A 15,374-nucleotide genomic window follows, 5' to 3' on the forward strand; every position below is an offset into this window, starting at 1 on the left:
CCTTGGATGAACCCGCGCTCACCTGGGCAATCACCGCGAAGTGATCTGGGTCACAAAGATCAATTAAGGCTGCCCTAAGACGCTGACCTGGGAAAACAGAAATTCTGAACCCTTCGATGCCTTCTCCCGTACTGAGGGGCGGCCACCTTACTCGAACAAGGAGTCGTCATGGCGGGGACCGGAATCGACACCTCGATCCTGCACAAGGGCGCGCACAGCGCGTCCTATTTCGACCTCGCGCGCAACGCGGGCGAGGGCGTCGAGATCGTGGACTTCTGCATCCCGTGCAACCCGTACTTCCCGACCCCGGAGATGTTCGACGAGCTCAGCCGCGACCTGAAGAACATCCTGAAGTACTACCCGAGCGACTCCACCAGCATCACCAAGAAACTGTGCAGCGTGCTCGGCCTTCATCCGCAGACGGTGGCCATGGCCAACGGCTCGACCGAGCTGATCACCTGGATCGACCATCTGCTGATCAAGGAGAGCGTGGCCATCCCGATCCCGACCTTCGGCCGCTGGACCGACCAGCCGCTCGAGACGGGCAAGCGGGTCGACATGTTCCCGCTCCAGGAGCGCGACGGCTTCCGGCTCAACCTCGACGACTACGTGCGCTTCATCCGCGACCGCGGCTCCCGCGTGGCGGTGGTCTGCAACGTGAACAACCCGGACGGCTGCTACCTGCCGCGCCGCGACGTCATCCGCTTCATGGACATGCTGGGCGACCTCGACCTGGTCGTCATCGACGAGTCGTTCATCGACTTCTCCGACATGGAGCAATATCCGTCGGTCGGCCCGGACGCGGTGATCCGCCCCAACACGGTGGTGCTCAAGAGCCTCGGCAAGAACTTCGGCCTGCACGGCATCCGCTTCGGCTATCTGATGGCCAACCCGTCGATCGCCGGCAAGATCGGCAAGGCGCTGCCCAAGTGGAACCTCAACTCGCTGGCCGAGAAGGTCGTCTTCATGATCCAGGAGCACGAGGAGGAGTACGAGGACAGCCTGCGCCTGCTGAGCCGGGACCGCCGCGCCATGGCCGGCGAGCTGGCCCGCATCCCGGGCATCACGGTCTTCCCGTCGCAGGGCAACTTCATCCTGGTCAAGCTGCCGACCGAGTGGTCCGGCGTGGCGCTGCGCGACTACCTGGTGGCCAACCACGGCGTCTACACCCGTGAGTGCGGCAACAAGCTCGGCATGACGAGCCAGTTCATGCGCCTGGTGGTGCGGCCGGCCCGCGACGTCGACCGGCTCATCGACGGGATGATGGACTACGGCCGCCAGTTCCGGGTCCGCGACACCTATCAGGAGGAGCCCCTCGAGGGCCGCCGGGGCTGGTCGAGCGGCCTGGAGGACGCCCCCAACAACCTCATCCAGTACCCGTCGCACCGCTCCGGCGGCGAATACACCGCGCGGCGGGCCGCCAACGCCTGAGCCGGTCATATTTCCGTCACGTGCCTTTCGCCGGGCGGTGGCTTCCGTGACAGGGTGACGGTCGAGATTGAGGGTTGTTCGCGACCTACCGCAACCCCGCGCCTCCGAGAGCGAATCGCCGCGGTCTCCACCGTCGCGAACAATCCTCAACGGACGCGTTCGCTCGAGCCGAGGAGTCGCCGCCATGCTGACCCGCCGCCACGTCCTGTCCGGAGCCGCCGCGGCCGCCGGGCTCGCCGCCCTGCCGCCCGTGTCGGCCCACGCGTCACAGGCCGCCGACCTGTTCCCGCTCGGCGTGGCCAGCGGCGACCCGTTGCCGAACGCCGTCATCCTCTGGACCCGCCTGATCAAGCAGGGGCTCAAGGGCAGGGTCGAGGTCGAGTGGCAGGTCGCCCACGACGAGCGCTTCCGCCGCATCGCCCGGCAGGGGCGCACGGTCGCGCGGCCCGAGCTGGCCCACTCCGTGCACGTGGACGCGCGCGGCCTCGACGCCGGCCGGGAGTACTTCTACCGCTTCCGCGCCCTCGGCCGGATCAGCCCCGTGGGCCGCACCAGGACCGCCGGGCGCGGCAACAACCTGCGCTTCGGCATCGTGAACTGCCAGGACTTCCAGAACGGCTACTGGCCGGCCTATCTCGGCCTGGCCGCCGAGGACCTCGACGTCGTGGTCCACCTGGGCGACTACATCTACGAGTACGACCCGAGCAGCCGCTTCGCCGACCGGCGGCACACCGCGCCCCGGACGGCCGGCCTCGACCAGCTGGTCACCCTCGACGACTACCGGGCCCGCCACGCGCAGTACAAGGGCGACCCGGCCCTCCAGGCCGCGCACGCCGCCTTCCCGTGGATCGTCACCTGGGACGACCACGAGACCGAGAACAACTACGCCGGGCTGATCGACGAGATCGACGACACCGGCGCCAAGCATCAGACCGTCGCCCAGTTCGCCCGGCAGCGGGCCGCCGCCTACCAGGCCTACTACGAGCACATGCCGATCCGGGCCGACCTGCGCCCGGGCAGTACCGACCTGCGCATCTTCCGCCGCTTCGACTTCGGCCGGCTGCTGCGGCTCAACGTGCTCGACACCCGGCAGTACCGCACCGACCAGCCCGGCGGCTTCCCGGGCGACTTCGGCCTGGCCGAGGCCGGCCTGGCCAATGCCACCGGCTCGCTCACCGGCGAGACCCAGGAGCGCTGGCTGCGGGCCGGGCTCGACCACTCGCCGGCCCGCTGGAACGTCGTCGCCCAGCAGGTGATGATGAGCCGCATCAAGTTCCCCAACCCGACCGGTGCCCCGGTCCCGCCGATCGTCGCCAACCTCGACCAGTGGGACGGCTACGCGCCGCAGCGCACCCGGTTCCTCAAGCACCTGGCCGCCGCGAAGGTCGCCAACCCGGTCATCCTGGCCGGCGACATCCACTCGACCTGGTTCAGCGAGCTGCGCACCGACTTCGACCGGCCCGAGCAGCGCCCGGTCGCGGTCGAGTTCACCGCCACCTCGATCAGCTCCGACTTCCCGATCGCCTTCGACGCTCCGCTCAAGGCGGTCAACCCGACCCTCAACCCGCACGTCAAGTACTTCGACGGCTCGAAGCGCGGCTATCTGCGCTGCGTGGTCAACCGCTCGGTGTGGCACACCGACGTGCGTACGGTCGAGACCATCGACGTGCCCGACGCGCCGGTGAGCACCAGCGCCTCGTACGCGGTGGAGGCGGGGACCTCGGTGCTGACCCGATAGGGTCGGCCCTGATGCGTACGAAAGAGCAGTTGACCGAGGCCATCCGCGGCGAGCGCCGGGCGGTGCTGGTCGTCAACGCTCACTCCCGGCGCGGGCGGCAGCTCTACGAGGGCGCCCGCGCCCGGCTCGCCGAGGCCGGCTTCACGCTGCTCAAGGCCTATCCGGTCGACCGGCCGCAGGAGCTGCCGGAGATTTTGGCCGAGGCCATCGGGCTCGGGCCCGACCTGCTGGTGGCCGGTGGCGGCGACGGGACGATCAGCACGGCGGCCCGGCTGCTGGCCCATCGCGACATCGCCCTGGGCCTGCTGCCGCTGGGCACGACGAACAACTTCGCCCGGACGGCCGGGATCCCGCTCGGCCTCGACGAGTCGATCGCGGTCCTCGCCGAGGGCAAGGTGATCGACCTCGACCTGGGGCTGGCCGGCGACCAGGCGTTCACCAACCACGTCGGGGTGGGGCTGTCGGCCGAGGTCATGCTCAAGGCGCCGCCGCTGCTCAAGCGGGTGCTGGGCAAGGTCGCCTATCCGCTGACCGCGCTCGGCCTGCTCACCCGGCACCGCCCGTTGCGCATCACGGTGCGTACGCAGGAACGCAGTCATGTCTTCGTGAGTCATCAGGTGTACGTGGCCAACGGCGGGCATCACGCCGGGCGCCCGATCACCGGGGACGCCAACGCCGACGACCGGCTCCTCGTGGCGTACCCGGTCGGCGGCCCGGCCAAGATCGAGCTGTTGCGCGAGACGGCGCGCAACGCCGCCACCGGCCCGCGCCGCAGCCTGCGTGAGGAGCCGTTCCTCGCGGTGGACGAGCTGTGGCTCGCCACCGACCGGCCGGCCCGGGTCGAGGTCGACGGCGAGCCCGGCGGCACCACCCCGCTGCGGATCGGCCTGGCCGCGAACGCCCTTCGGGTGATGGCTCCGGTCGGCGTTCCGGACAGATAAAAAAATTCTTTGGCCAACGACTGCACAACCCGGGCACGGGAGACGTCTTCATGTTCGTGACCTTCGAGCAATTCGCGATGGCCCGGCTTCCCAGCCTGATGCGGTACGCGGTCGTCCTCACCGGCGACAACGATCTCGCGCAGGATGTGGTCCAGGAGGTCCTGGCCCGGGCACAGGTTCGATGGCGGCGCATCAGCGAGGCCGACTCGCCCGAGGCGTACGTGCGGCGCATGGTGCTCAACGAGTACCTGTCGTGGCGGCGCAGCTGGGCGGTCCGGCACGTGCACGCCGTCGGCGAGCGCCTGGTCGAGATCGACGACGCCCGCAGCATGTCGAACGACCATGCCCAGGACGTCGTCGAGGCCGACGCGCTGTGGAACAGGCTGGCCACGCTCGGCCGCAAGCAGCGGGCGGTGCTGGTGCTGCGCTACTACGAGCAGCTGGACGACGACTCCATCGCCGATCTGCTCGACTGCACCCCCGCCACCGTGCGCAGCCACGCGTCGAGGGCACTGAAATCGCTCCGCCTCTCGGAGCACGCGAACCGGATCCCCGTCAAGGAGAAGTCGTGACTGAGCAGCACGAGGACCAGCTCCGCGTGGTCTTCGAGAAATATTCGAACCAGACCCCTGACCCGGCCGCCGTCTACGCCCGCGTCGAGGAGCTCGCCGGCAAGTACAAGCGCCGCCGCCGTGGCGCCTACGCCGCCGGTGGCGCCGTGCTCGGGGCCGGCCTGATCGCCGGCGTGCTCAACCTGCCGACCTTCCTCCCGTCCGACCCGGCCAACACCGGCGGGGCCACCCTCCCGGCCGCCGCGCCGGCCGTGTCCCCCTCGGCCAGCCGCGCCCCGAGCGAGGCCGAGCTCCAGAACTACTGGAAGGCCTACTTCGAGGCCGGCTACGGCTACAACGACGCCCTCAAGCTGGCCAAGCTGTGGAAGCTGAACTCCAACCCGGGCGACGTCAAGGCCGAGGCCGGCCGCCGCCTGCTGCTCGGCGAGACCCTGCCGATCAAGCCGTCGCCCGACCCCGAGGTGAGCGAGCCGTCGAGCGAGGAGATCGAGAAGAACCAGAAGCAGTTCGACGCCTTCTTCAACGCCGGCTACACCTGGGACGAGGCCGAGAAACTGGCCAAGATCTGGAAGATGGCCGACCCGTCCGACGCCAAGATCGAGGCCGGTAAGCGGCTGATCGCGGGCGAGACGCTGCCGGTGAAGCCGACGCCGGCCAACGTCGAGGCGGCCAAGGAGGCGAAGAACGTCAACGCCTTCTTCAGCAAGGGCTACGACTACGACGACGCCGTGAAGCTGGCCAAGCTGTGGAAGATCTCCGCGGGCGAGGCCAAGGCCGAGGCCGGCAAGCGGATCCTCGCCGGTCAGACGCTGCCGATCCAGCCGTGACGGCGGAGCTGCGCCGGCGCATCGGCTTCGAGATCGAGCTGATGGCGCCCCGAGGCGCCAGCCGGCGCACGCTCGCCGACGACCTGGCCGCCCGCCACGGCGGCCGGGTCCGGCCGGTCTGGCACCAGGACAGCGAGCCGTCACTGGTGCCCGGTCTGGGGCGTTTCCTGCACCTGACCCAGGGTTTCGAGGTGGTGCGGGCCGACGGCACGCTCCTGTGCACCCTGGTCGACGACATCACCCTGCTCGACGGGCTCAACCCGCGCTCGCCGGCCCTGCCCGGCTGGTACCGGGTGCTCAGCGACGAGCCGCGGCTGCTGCGCCTGCTGGCCCGGCACGCCGACCCCGGCGCCCCGCTCGAGCGGGTCCTCGACGCGGCCGCCGAGCTGTGGGGCCGCGTTCCCGAGCCGATCGCCGACGTGGTCCGCCTCGACGACGAGGCGGGCGCGACAGTCGCCCTGGCCGCCCCGCAGGGCGCCGAGCGCGAGCGCCCGTGCGAGATCGTCACCCCGCCGCTGGCCCACGACCACGAGCGGGCGCTCGACGAGCTGCTCGGGCCGGCCCGTGAGCTGGGCTTCACGGTGCCCCACGAGGCCGCGGTGCACATGCACGTCGACGGCGCCCCGTTCCGGCGGGCGCACGCCCTGGCCAACGTGGTGCGGCTGTTCGCGCACTGGCGTGAGCCGCTGCGGGAGCTGTTGCGGACCAACCCGGCCTGCCGGCGGCTGGCCCCGTTGCCGGCCCCGCTGGTCGCGGCGGCCGACGGCGTGCCCGGCTTCGACGACCTGGCCAAGGCGGCCGGCGAGGGCGAGCTGACGAAGTACTTCGACGTCAACCTGACCCAGCTCTTCGCCGACCAGCCGATCCGCGACACCGTCGAGATCCGCGTCCTGCCCGGCATGATCTCGACCGACGAGATCGTCAACCGGGCGGCCCTGGTCGAGCTGCTGCTCGACCGCTGCGAGGACCCGGAGCCGCTGCCGGTGAGCGACGCCCCGTCGGTCGAGGACCTGCTGCATTTCGCTGCGGAGGCCCTGGCCGCACAACGTTGAGATCACGCCTGAGTTCGGCCCTCGCGGCTGTGACTACGGGGACAGGCGAGATCGCTATAACCGCACCTCAGGACGGGTAAGCGGGGCGGTCATGGACACAAAATCGATGCTCGAGACGTACCCTGCGGAAATCGCTCTTGACCGTGACCTGCTGGTCGCGGCGATCGAGGCGCTGGCCGCCTGTGCGCAGACCTGCACGGCCTGCGCGGACGCCTGTCTGGCCGAGGACATGGTGGCCGAGCTGCGCAGCTGCGTCCGGGCCAACCTGAACTGCGCCGACGTCTGCGCGGCGACCGAGCGCGTGCTGACCCGCCAGACCGCCTCGCGGGAGCTCCTGGAGGCCTGCCTGGCCGCCTGCCGGGCCTGCGCCGAGGAGTGCGAGCGGCACGCCGGCATGCACGAGCACTGCCGGATCTGCGCCGAGGCCTGCCGCGCCTGCGAGAGGGCGTGCTCGGAGCTGCTGGCCAGCCTCTAGAAGTTGCCGGAAACCCCGCACCGGGCCGTCGATCGGTGGCGAAAATGAGGGCGTGAGACAGCACGCGTGGTGGTGGCTGCTGGTCGCCGCCGCGGTGATGCTGGGCGGCGCCCAGTTTTTCGGGACGACGGTCCGGAGTGTCACCAGCGGGGTGATAGCGCTGGGCGCCTGTGCGGGCGTCACTTTGTCAATACACCTGCACAGACCCGACCGCCCGCTGGCCTGGCGACTGCTGGCCGGCGCGGCCGGATGCTCGGGGCTGGCCCTGCTCAGCTGGGCGTCGTCGTTCGACGCCGTCGGCGTGCTGCACCCGGCGACGTTCGTGCTGGCCATCGGCGGGCTGGCCCTGATGCCCCGGCGCGACCCGGAGGCCGGGCGCTCGGGCGGGATCATCGAGACCGGCATCATCGTCTGCACGGGCACGCTGATCGCCTGGGTCCTGCTGTACGACCCGTACGTCTACGACACGGACACCCGGCCCAGCGCGGAGATCCTCGTCTACCCGCTGGCCGACGTGCTGCTGCTCGGCATGGCGCTGCGGCTGTTCGCCGTGCAGGACCGGCTGTCGCGTCCCCACCTGCTGGTGATGATCGCCGCGGTGCTGTTCGTCGCCTCCGACATCCGCTTCTTCCTGTCGGCGGTGGCCGGTGTCGGAAGCGGGCCGGAGCTGGGCGTCACCGGCTGGGGCGCGGCGTTCGCGCTGATCGCGGCGGCCGCGCTGCACCCTGCCATGGCGCACGACAATGGGGTGTCGGTCGCCAAGGCGGGCTCCTGGAAGCTGATGTCGGTGCATCTGGCGCTGATGCTGGCCGGACCCGCCGCCACCGCGTACGCCCTGGTCCGCGACGTCGAGGAGAAGGAGCTCGACCTGCTGGACATCGGCGTGCCGGTGGGCTTCACCGCGCTGATCACGATGTTGCTGGTCGTCCGGATGACGCTCACCCTGCGGCTGGCCCGGCGGCAGGCGTCGGCGATGCGCCACATGGTGCGGCACGACGCCCTCACCGGCCTGCCCAACCGGCACCTGCTCACGGCCGGGGTGGCGTCGTCGGGCGCGCTGATCCTGTTCGACCTCGACGGTTTCAAGGACGTCAACGACCGGCTCGGGCACACCATCGGCGACGAGCTGCTGGTCGCCGTGGCCGGCCGGCTGCGGCCGCTGCTGCGCCCGGAGGAGCACCTGGCCCGCACCGGCGGCGACGAGTTCGCCCTGCTCCTGCCGTCGAGCGATCTCATCGAGGCGAACTCCCGGGCCGCCGACGTGCTGGCCGCGCTGCGCCCTCCGATCGAGGTCAGAGGGCACACCCTGCACGTGACGGGCAGCGCCGGCGTCCGGCTGCTGGCGCCGGGCACCGACGTGGCCGAGGCGCTCAGCGACGCCGATCTGGCGCTCTACGCCGCCAAGGCGGCGGGCAAGGACCGGGCCGAGCTCTACGACCCGCGCTTGCGCCAGGAGCAGATCGACCGTGTACGCCTGGTGGAGCACCTGCGCGCGGGACTCGCGAACGACGAGTTCACGGTCCACTACCAGCCGATCGTGGCCCTGTGCAGCGGCCTGATCGTGGCCGTCGAGGCGCTCGTGCGCTGGACCCCGCCGGGCCGGCCGCCGATCGGTCCCGACCGATTCATCCCGGCCGCCGAGGACAGCGGCCTCATCATCGGGCTGGGCGAGCGTGTCCTGCGCCGAGCCTGCGCCGACGCGGCCGTCTGGCACGGCCTCTACGGCATCGCCGTGACCGTCAACGTCTCACCGCGCCAGCTGACCGACCCGTCCTTCACCGCGAAGGCGAACCGGGCGATCGCCGAGAGCGGCCTGCCGCCGTCCGCCCTCACCCTGGAGATCACCGAGGGGGTGCTGATCGGCTCGGGCGCACAGGCCCTGGCCCACCTGCACGCGCTGCGGGCCGACGGCGTCCGGGTGGCGATCGACGACTTCGGCACCGGATATTCGTCGCTGGCCTATCTGCGCGACCTGCCCATCGACACCCTGAAGATCGACAAGTCGTTCATGCCGGCCGACCCCGCCGACCGGCGCCAGACGGCCCTGGTCCGCGCGGTGGTCGACCTGGCCCGCAGCCTCGACCTGACCACGGTGGCCGAGGGCGTCGAGACCGAGCACCACGCCGACCTGCTGCGCGAGCTGGGCTGCGACCGGGGACAGGGCTATCTGTTCGCCCGCCCGGCCCCGGCCGCCCAGATCACCGGCCTGCTCACCAGCAGGTGGGAAGCGGCCCGCCCCGCACCCGCGCACCGCTGACAAATATTTCTGTCGGCAGGGCGATGAGTCCGGCCGGGACGGGCGGTCTGAGGAGCATGACTGTCACCCGTACCGCTTCCGCCCCGCTCGCCCCCGCCCTCCGGCGCACACTGTGGACCACGCAGATCGTTCTCGGTCTCTTCATGGTGGTCGCCTCGGCCGTGCCCAAGCTCGTGGGCGAGGCCAACGCCGTGCAGACCTTCGACGACATGGGCGCCGCCACCTGGTTCCGCTACTTCATCGGCGTGGTCGAACTGGCCGGCGGCCTCGGCCTGCTGGTGCCGCGCCTGGCCGGCCTGGCCGCCGTGGGCCTCATGCTGCTGATGGTCGGCGCCTTCATCACCCAGGTGTTCATCCTGCACGGCGGCGCGGTGGCGATCACCCCCGTGGTGCTGTTCGCCCTGTTCTCCGTCATCGCGTGGGGGCGGCTTTTCCGCCGTTGAGGGAGAGCTTGTGTGAAGGGATCGTGCGGGCCGGCCGCTCGGGCGGGTCCGGACGGCATGATCTTCCGCGTGGTTCTCGTATTCATCGTGATGGCTCCGGTGCTGCTCCTGTGGCTGGTCATGGCCCGGCAGCCCTGGAGCACGCTGCTCGTGGTGTCGGTCCCTGGCCCGTTCTTCCCCTCGACCGCCACCGTGCTGCCCGCCCTCGACGGCATGCGCGCCACGGTCGAGCCGCACGGCGACGCCGACTGCGGCTCCGGGATGCCAGCTCACCATCGAGATCACCGGCCGCCCCGGCCAGTCCGTCGGCGACCTGCGCTCCGAACTGACCCGCCACCTCGAGGCCCGCGGCTGGGGCTCCGGCTGCCGCCCGGCCGGCTGGCTCCTCGACAGCTCCACTGCCTGCGTCGAGCTCGCCGTCGAGGACGACCGTGCCACCATCGTCCTTTCCGGCAACCGCGATGCTCAGTCGGTGGGGAAGTAGTTGCCGTAGATGTGCAGGCGCTTGTTCTCGTCGTCGACGGTGGTGTCGGCGAAAGCCTCGTACGTGTCCTGGGCGGCGTCTCGGTTCTTGATGTCGCCGTTGTAGCGCGCGGTGAAGACGTACGTGCCCGGGGGAAGGGTTTGGCCCTTGGCCAGGGTGAAGCGGTAGAGCAGGGCGCCGCCGGAGCGGGTCAAGGTGGCGTTGACCCTGGGGTCGGGGGAGTCGACCTGGCCCGTGGTGAGACCGGTGGCGGGCTCCAGGCGCAGGATCAGGTCCAGCGTCGTGAGGGCGGTGCCGGCCTTGAGCGTGACCTGGCTCCGGCCGTCGGCCACGACCGAGCCGTCGGACCAGAGGGTGCCCTTCTCGACCTGGGTGTCGCCGGGGTGGCCACGGACCTCCGTCGTCGCGGGCGGCGGGGTGGTGGTGGCGGCCGGGGGCACTGACGACCTGGACGGGCGTGTCGTGGTGGGCTTGACCGACGGCGACGGCGTCGGCGTCGGCGTCGGGGAAGTGGTCGTGGGGACGGTGACGGGTGGGGGCGCGGCCGGTGGTGCCGGCTCGTGTTCGCCGGCCAGGGCCCACTGGGCCACGCCGCCCAGGCCCAGGACCGTTGTCACGGCGGCCGCGGCGCCGGCCAGGCGCATGCGGCGGCCCCGCGAGGAGCTGGCGGCGCGGTTCGCCGCGATGCGGTTGAGCATCGCCGCCCGGTCGGGGGTGTGCTCGGACAGCGTGTGCCGGAGCTCGGAGCGGAGGAAGTCCTCGTTCACCGGGCCACCTTCAGGTCCTCGAGCAGCTCGGCGAGCTGCTTGGCGCCGCGTGAGGTCTGGCTCTTGACCGTGCCGACCGAGATGCCGAGGATGTCGGCCACCTCCTGTTCGGGCAGGTCGAAGGCGTACCGCAGCACCACGCAGGCGCGCCGGCGATAGGGGAGACGGCGCAGCGCGCTGCGCACGTCGAGGACCGCGGGCACGTCCGGCGCGGGGCGTGAGCGGGGGAAGCCGAGCAGTTCCAGACCCCGGCGCGCGCGGCCCTGGCGGCGGATCCAGTTCTTCGTCAGGTTGGCCACGATGCCCTTGGCGTACGCGGCCGGGTCGTCCGCGGCCGCGACGCGGTCCCAATGGCGCCACACCTCGGTCAGCGCGTCCGCCGCCAGGTCGTCGGCCGCCGTGGAATCGCCGCACAGCAGGTAGGCCAGGCCGGACAGCTCGGCGTGATGCCGCTCGAAGAACGCGTGGAAGGCCTGCTCACGCACGGCACAGCCCTCCCACCGGTCCCGACAAGATCAGGCAAGGGACGATATCAGGGCCCCGAACTGCTCAGCGCTGCCCGTCTGCGGCCGAATGTCTGTATATGAAGGGCGACGACGACGAGGGCTTCACCCTCATCGAGATGCTCGTCGCGCTCGTCGTTCTGTCGGTCACGCTGCTGGCCAGCACCCCGTTCTTCGTGAACAGCCTGCAGAGCGTCAACCGGCAGCGGACCCGGCAGGTCGCCGTCCAGCTGGCCGACACCTCCATGGAGCAGGTGCGCGGGCTCAAGGGCAGCTCGCTGCTGACCGGGCACGGGCAGCTGGCCGGCGAGAACCAGTTCGCGGCCGCGCCGGCCGCCGTCAAGCCCTATCTGGCCACCATGCAGGTCGGTCACGACGAGGACAGCGCCGTGGCCACCACCGACGGCGCCGACGCCCCGATCTCCACCGCGGCCCAGGTCACGACGGTGGAGGGCACCACCTTCACCCGCATGGTCTATATCGGGGCGTGCGAGATCTATCTGACCCAGTCCTCGGGCGACTGCGTCTATCCGCTGGGCGCCGCGGCGCCGTCCGACTCGACCAAGATCCTCAAGTTCTTCCGGGCCGTCGTGCTGGTCAGCTGGCCCGACAGCTCGTGCGTGGCGACCTCCGGCAACCCGGCCAACACCTGCCTCTACATCACCTCGACGCTGGTCTCGCGGGCCCCGGAGCCCAACTTCGACCTGCACCGGCCGTCGCCGACGGTGATGACCCAGACGCTCGTCTTCTACCGCGGCCTGGCCACGACCGCCCAGCTGGAGGCCCGCGGCGGCCAGCTGCCCAACACCTGGACGGTCGGCGCGCTGCCGGCGGGTCTCTCGCTGACCCCGGCCGGCGTGATCAGCGGCACCCCGACCACGGCCGGTGTCACGGTGACCACGACGACCGTCACCGACAAACTCAACCGGACGGACACCGAGCCGATCACCTTCCGCGTCGTGCTCCCGCCCACCCTGACCATGCCGGCCGCCGCCACCAACCGGGTCAACGACGTGGTCGGCCTCCAGGCCACCGCGGCCAACGGCGTCGGGCCGTACGTCTACAGCGCCTCCGGTCTCGCGCCGGGCCTCACCATCGACGCCGCGACCGGGGCGATCACCGGCACGGTCACCACGACCGGCACGTACACCGCCACGGTCACCGCCACCGACCAGAACGGCGTCAAGGGGACCGGCACCTACACGCACGTGGTCTATCCGCCGCTGACCCTGAACACCGTGGCCGACCAGACGGTCGCCCTCAACGGCAAGCTGACGCTGACCGCGTCCGGCGCGGGCGGCGACGGCTCCTACACCTACAGCGCCACCGGCCTGCCCACCGGCGTGGCCATCAACAAGAACACGGGCGCCATCAACGACAAGGTCACCACCTCGGGACGGTTCCTGCCGACGATCACCGTGGCCGACGGCAGCGGCGGCACCGCGAGCCAGCAGTTCGTCCTGATCGTCACCAGCACCGGCCTGATCTTCACGGGGCCGCCGCTGACCGCGCCCGACCAGACGACCGTGCGGGGCACGGCGGCGTCGCTGACCCTGACCACCAACGGGACGCTGCTCGGCCTGAACCCGGTGATGACCATCAGCGGCCTGCCCACCGGCCTGTCCTTCAACGCCCTGACCGGTGTCACCTCCGGCACCCCGACCACGGCCGGCACCTACACGGTGACCGCCACGGCCACCACCGTGACCGCCACCAGCGTCCTCACCTTCGTCTGGAAGGTCACATGAGCGGCGAACGCGACGACGACGGCTACACCCTCATCGAGCTGCTGGTCGCCATGGGCCTGATGTCCGTGGTGATGGTCGTCGTGTTCGGCGCCCTGACCGAGGTCTATTCCGACGTCAACCGGACCGAGAACGTCACGGTGGCCCGCGACCAGCTCGGCAACAGCTTCCGCCGCCTCGACAAGGAGCTGCGGTACGCCAACTGGATCTCCACGCCCGGGCAGGTGGACGGCGCCTGGTACATGGAGTACGCCACCCCCTCCGGCTGCCGTCAGCTGATCTACAAGAACGGCGTGGTGACCTGGTCGAGCTGGACGCTGCCGGGCACCACGCCAGGCTCACCGACGACCATCGCCACCGACCTGGCGCTGACCGGCACCACCCCGCCGTTCACCGTCTATCTGGCCACTTCGCAGCCGTACGCCTCGGCCAGCCCCGGCACGTCCGGCGTCGGCGTGGACTACCAGGTCGCCCACAGCCAGGTACGGCTCCAGTTCACCGGCAAGGTCGGCAAGATCAGCCTGCCGTTCGACGTGATCTTCACGGCGCAGAACACGAACGGCGCCAACGTCTTCTCGGAGAACGGCAAGCTGACCGACAACGACTGCGGCAAGGCGAGGCCGTCCGCATGAGGCTGTCGCTGATCCGCCGGGACGACGAGGGCTCGCTGCCCTTGGCCCTGCTCGTCGTCACCATCGTGATGTCGCTGTCGGCGTTCCTGGTCCCGGTCGTGGTCCGCCAGATCAAGACCACCCAGAACCTCGCCTATCGCAACACCGCGCTCAGCGCGGCCCAGTCCGGCCTCGACGTGATGATGGCGCGGGTGCGGGCGGCCGCCGACCCGGACAATCAGAACGGCTATCTGGAGAACCTGCCGCCGTGCACGCTCACCGGCAACGCCGGGGTCAGCGGTGCGAGCGAGCGTCTCCAGTACACGGTGACCCTGACGTACCGCGATCAGGACGGCGCCACGATGGCCTGCCCGGCCACCGACGTGCCCACGACGGCCCTGGTCACCTCGGTCGGCGTCAACGGGACGGCCAAGCGGACGCTCACCGCCACGTACGTCTTCTCGACCAGCAACACCAACATCCCGGGCGGCCAGATCCGCATCTCCAGCTCCAGCCTCGGCAACCAGTGCATGGACTCCGGGTCGAGCAAGACCCCGACGAACGGCGCCGCGATCGTGATGGCGCCCTGCGACGGCAGCAGCCGGCAGCAGTTCGGCTATACGGCCGACCTCTACCTCAAGCTGATCAACTCGGAGTCGTCGACCGCCTCGTCCGGCATGTGCCTGACCCCGGTCTCGAAGGTGCTCGTCTTCGAGCCCTGCCCGACGGTGCGGACCACCACGTTCCAGTGGAGCCTGGACGGCAACTCCTTGTTCCACTCCACGACCACGGCGAGCAAGGCCGACGGCAGCTCGTGCGTCAACGTCTCGACCCCCGGCTCGACGGCCGACCGGAGCGTGATCCTCGGCAACTGTACGGTCAGCGCCACCAAGACCGTGTGGCGCTCGGCCACCGGCGTCGGCGCCGGCATGGCCGGCGACAGCACCAACCAGCTGGTCAACTACGCCCAGTTCAGCCGTTGCCTCGACGTGACGGGCAAGTCGATGAGCGCGACGTACATGATCGCCTGGTTCTGCAAGCAGGACCCGGGCGGCGTGGTCGACTTCAACCAGCAGTGGGTGCACCCGACGCCGGTGACGCCGGCGATCACCGCGACCGGGCCGATCATCGTGAACAACACGACCTCGACCAGCAACAGCAACAACGGCACGGCCAGCAAGAACTACTGCCTGAAGTCGCCCGGGGTGGTCACCTCGACGTCGTGGGTGACCGTGGTGAACTGCCCGACCGTGGCCGACCAGAAGGCGCAGAACGTGACCTGGACCGTCTATCACGACACGGGCGACTACGGCACGAGCTACCGGATCAAGGACTACAAGGGCTACTGCCTCCAGCCCACCGACCAGAACAGCGGCGTGGCCAACGACTTCCACACCGACGGCACGAGCAAGGTCAAGGTCGCCACGTGCAACACCTCCGAGCTGCAGAAATGGAACGCTCCGGCCAACATCAGCCAGCCGACGCCGCTGACCGACCTCAACGAGAAATAGGCCTATCGAACATGTAG

At 70.4% G+C, this 15,374-nt stretch carries 14 protein-coding genes; 12 read left to right on the forward strand and 2 right to left on the reverse strand.

Going from position 1 to position 15,374, the window contains the following annotated elements:
* Positions 1-168: 168 nt before the first annotated feature.
* From ACQP2X_RS22130 to ACQP2X_RS22170, 9 genes are all read left to right on the forward strand, one after another.
* Positions 169-1,431 (forward strand): pyridoxal phosphate-dependent aminotransferase, encoded by a 1,263-nt coding sequence (locus tag ACQP2X_RS22130; protein ID WP_498699844.1) that lies wholly within the window; start codon positions 169-171, stop codon positions 1,429-1,431.
* 184 nt (positions 1,432-1,615) lie between these two features.
* A complete protein-coding gene (locus tag ACQP2X_RS22135; RefSeq protein WP_498699845.1) occupies positions 1,616-3,169 on the forward strand; it encodes an alkaline phosphatase D family protein in 1,554 nt (517 codons plus the stop codon).
* A gap of 11 nt (positions 3,170-3,180) precedes the next feature.
* Complete coding sequence (locus ACQP2X_RS22140; RefSeq protein ID WP_498699847.1) at positions 3,181-4,110, forward strand: diacylglycerol/lipid kinase family protein; 930 nt, start codon at positions 3,181-3,183, stop codon at positions 4,108-4,110.
* A gap of 50 nt (positions 4,111-4,160) precedes the next feature.
* Positions 4,161-4,682, forward strand: coding sequence for a SigE family RNA polymerase sigma factor (locus tag ACQP2X_RS22145; RefSeq protein WP_498699848.1), 522 nt, complete (start codon positions 4,161-4,163; stop codon positions 4,680-4,682).
* Positions 4,679-5,509 (forward strand): hypothetical protein, encoded by an 831-nt coding sequence (locus ACQP2X_RS22150; protein WP_498699850.1) that lies wholly within the window; start codon positions 4,679-4,681, stop codon positions 5,507-5,509. Before ACQP2X_RS22145 ends, ACQP2X_RS22150 begins: the two co-directional genes overlap by 4 nt.
* Positions 5,506-6,561, forward strand: coding sequence for an amidoligase family protein (locus tag ACQP2X_RS22155; RefSeq protein WP_498699852.1), 1,056 nt, complete (start codon positions 5,506-5,508; stop codon positions 6,559-6,561). The genes ACQP2X_RS22150 and ACQP2X_RS22155 overlap by 4 nt, the downstream gene beginning before the upstream one ends.
* A 91-nt stretch (positions 6,562-6,652) precedes the next feature.
* Entirely contained in the window at positions 6,653-7,036 is a 384-nt protein-coding gene (locus ACQP2X_RS22160) for a four-helix bundle copper-binding protein (RefSeq protein WP_498699853.1), read from the forward strand.
* 52 nt (positions 7,037-7,088) lie between these two features.
* Positions 7,089-9,293 (forward strand): putative bifunctional diguanylate cyclase/phosphodiesterase, encoded by a 2,205-nt coding sequence (locus tag ACQP2X_RS22165; RefSeq protein ID WP_498699854.1) that lies wholly within the window; start codon positions 7,089-7,091, stop codon positions 9,291-9,293.
* A 56-nt stretch (positions 9,294-9,349) separates the two neighbouring features.
* Positions 9,350-9,736 carry a DoxX family protein gene (locus ACQP2X_RS22170; protein WP_498699855.1) on the forward strand — a complete coding sequence of 129 codons (387 nt, stop codon included), beginning with the start codon at positions 9,350-9,352 and terminating at the stop codon, positions 9,734-9,736.
* Between the two features lie 465 nt (positions 9,737-10,201).
* Here ACQP2X_RS22170 and ACQP2X_RS22175 read toward each other — a convergent pair whose 3' ends face one another.
* Positions 10,202-10,987, reverse strand: coding sequence for a hypothetical protein (locus tag ACQP2X_RS22175; RefSeq protein WP_498699857.1), 786 nt, complete (start codon positions 10,985-10,987; stop codon positions 10,202-10,204).
* Positions 10,984-11,472 (reverse strand): SigE family RNA polymerase sigma factor, encoded by a 489-nt coding sequence (locus ACQP2X_RS22180; protein ID WP_498699858.1) that lies wholly within the window; start codon positions 11,470-11,472, stop codon positions 10,984-10,986. Before ACQP2X_RS22180 ends, ACQP2X_RS22175 begins: the two co-directional genes overlap by 4 nt.
* A gap of 98 nt (positions 11,473-11,570) precedes the next feature.
* On the opposite strand from ACQP2X_RS22180, the gene ACQP2X_RS22185 reads away from it, so the two are divergent.
* Genes ACQP2X_RS22185 through ACQP2X_RS22195 form a run of 3 tightly spaced genes read left to right on the forward strand, consistent with a single transcriptional unit; the run spans position 11,571 to position 15,357 of the window.
* Positions 11,571-13,238, forward strand: coding sequence for a putative Ig domain-containing protein (locus tag ACQP2X_RS22185; protein ID WP_498699859.1), 1,668 nt, complete (start codon positions 11,571-11,573; stop codon positions 13,236-13,238).
* Positions 13,235-13,867: a PulJ/GspJ family protein gene (locus tag ACQP2X_RS22190; RefSeq protein ID WP_498699861.1), complete on the forward strand. Its 633-nt coding sequence runs from the start codon at positions 13,235-13,237 to the stop codon at positions 13,865-13,867. The genes ACQP2X_RS22185 and ACQP2X_RS22190 overlap by 4 nt, the downstream gene beginning before the upstream one ends.
* Positions 13,864-15,357, forward strand: a complete 1,494-nt coding sequence (locus tag ACQP2X_RS22195) for a ricin-type beta-trefoil lectin domain protein (RefSeq protein WP_498699864.1) — start codon at positions 13,864-13,866, stop codon at positions 15,355-15,357. Before ACQP2X_RS22190 ends, ACQP2X_RS22195 begins: the two co-directional genes overlap by 4 nt.
* Positions 15,358-15,374 lie beyond the last annotated feature (17 nt).

Origin of the sequence: Actinoplanes sp. CA-131856 (assembly GCF_050956135.1) — a bacterium.
Classification (GTDB): Bacteria; Actinomycetota; Actinomycetes; order Mycobacteriales; family Micromonosporaceae; genus Actinoplanes.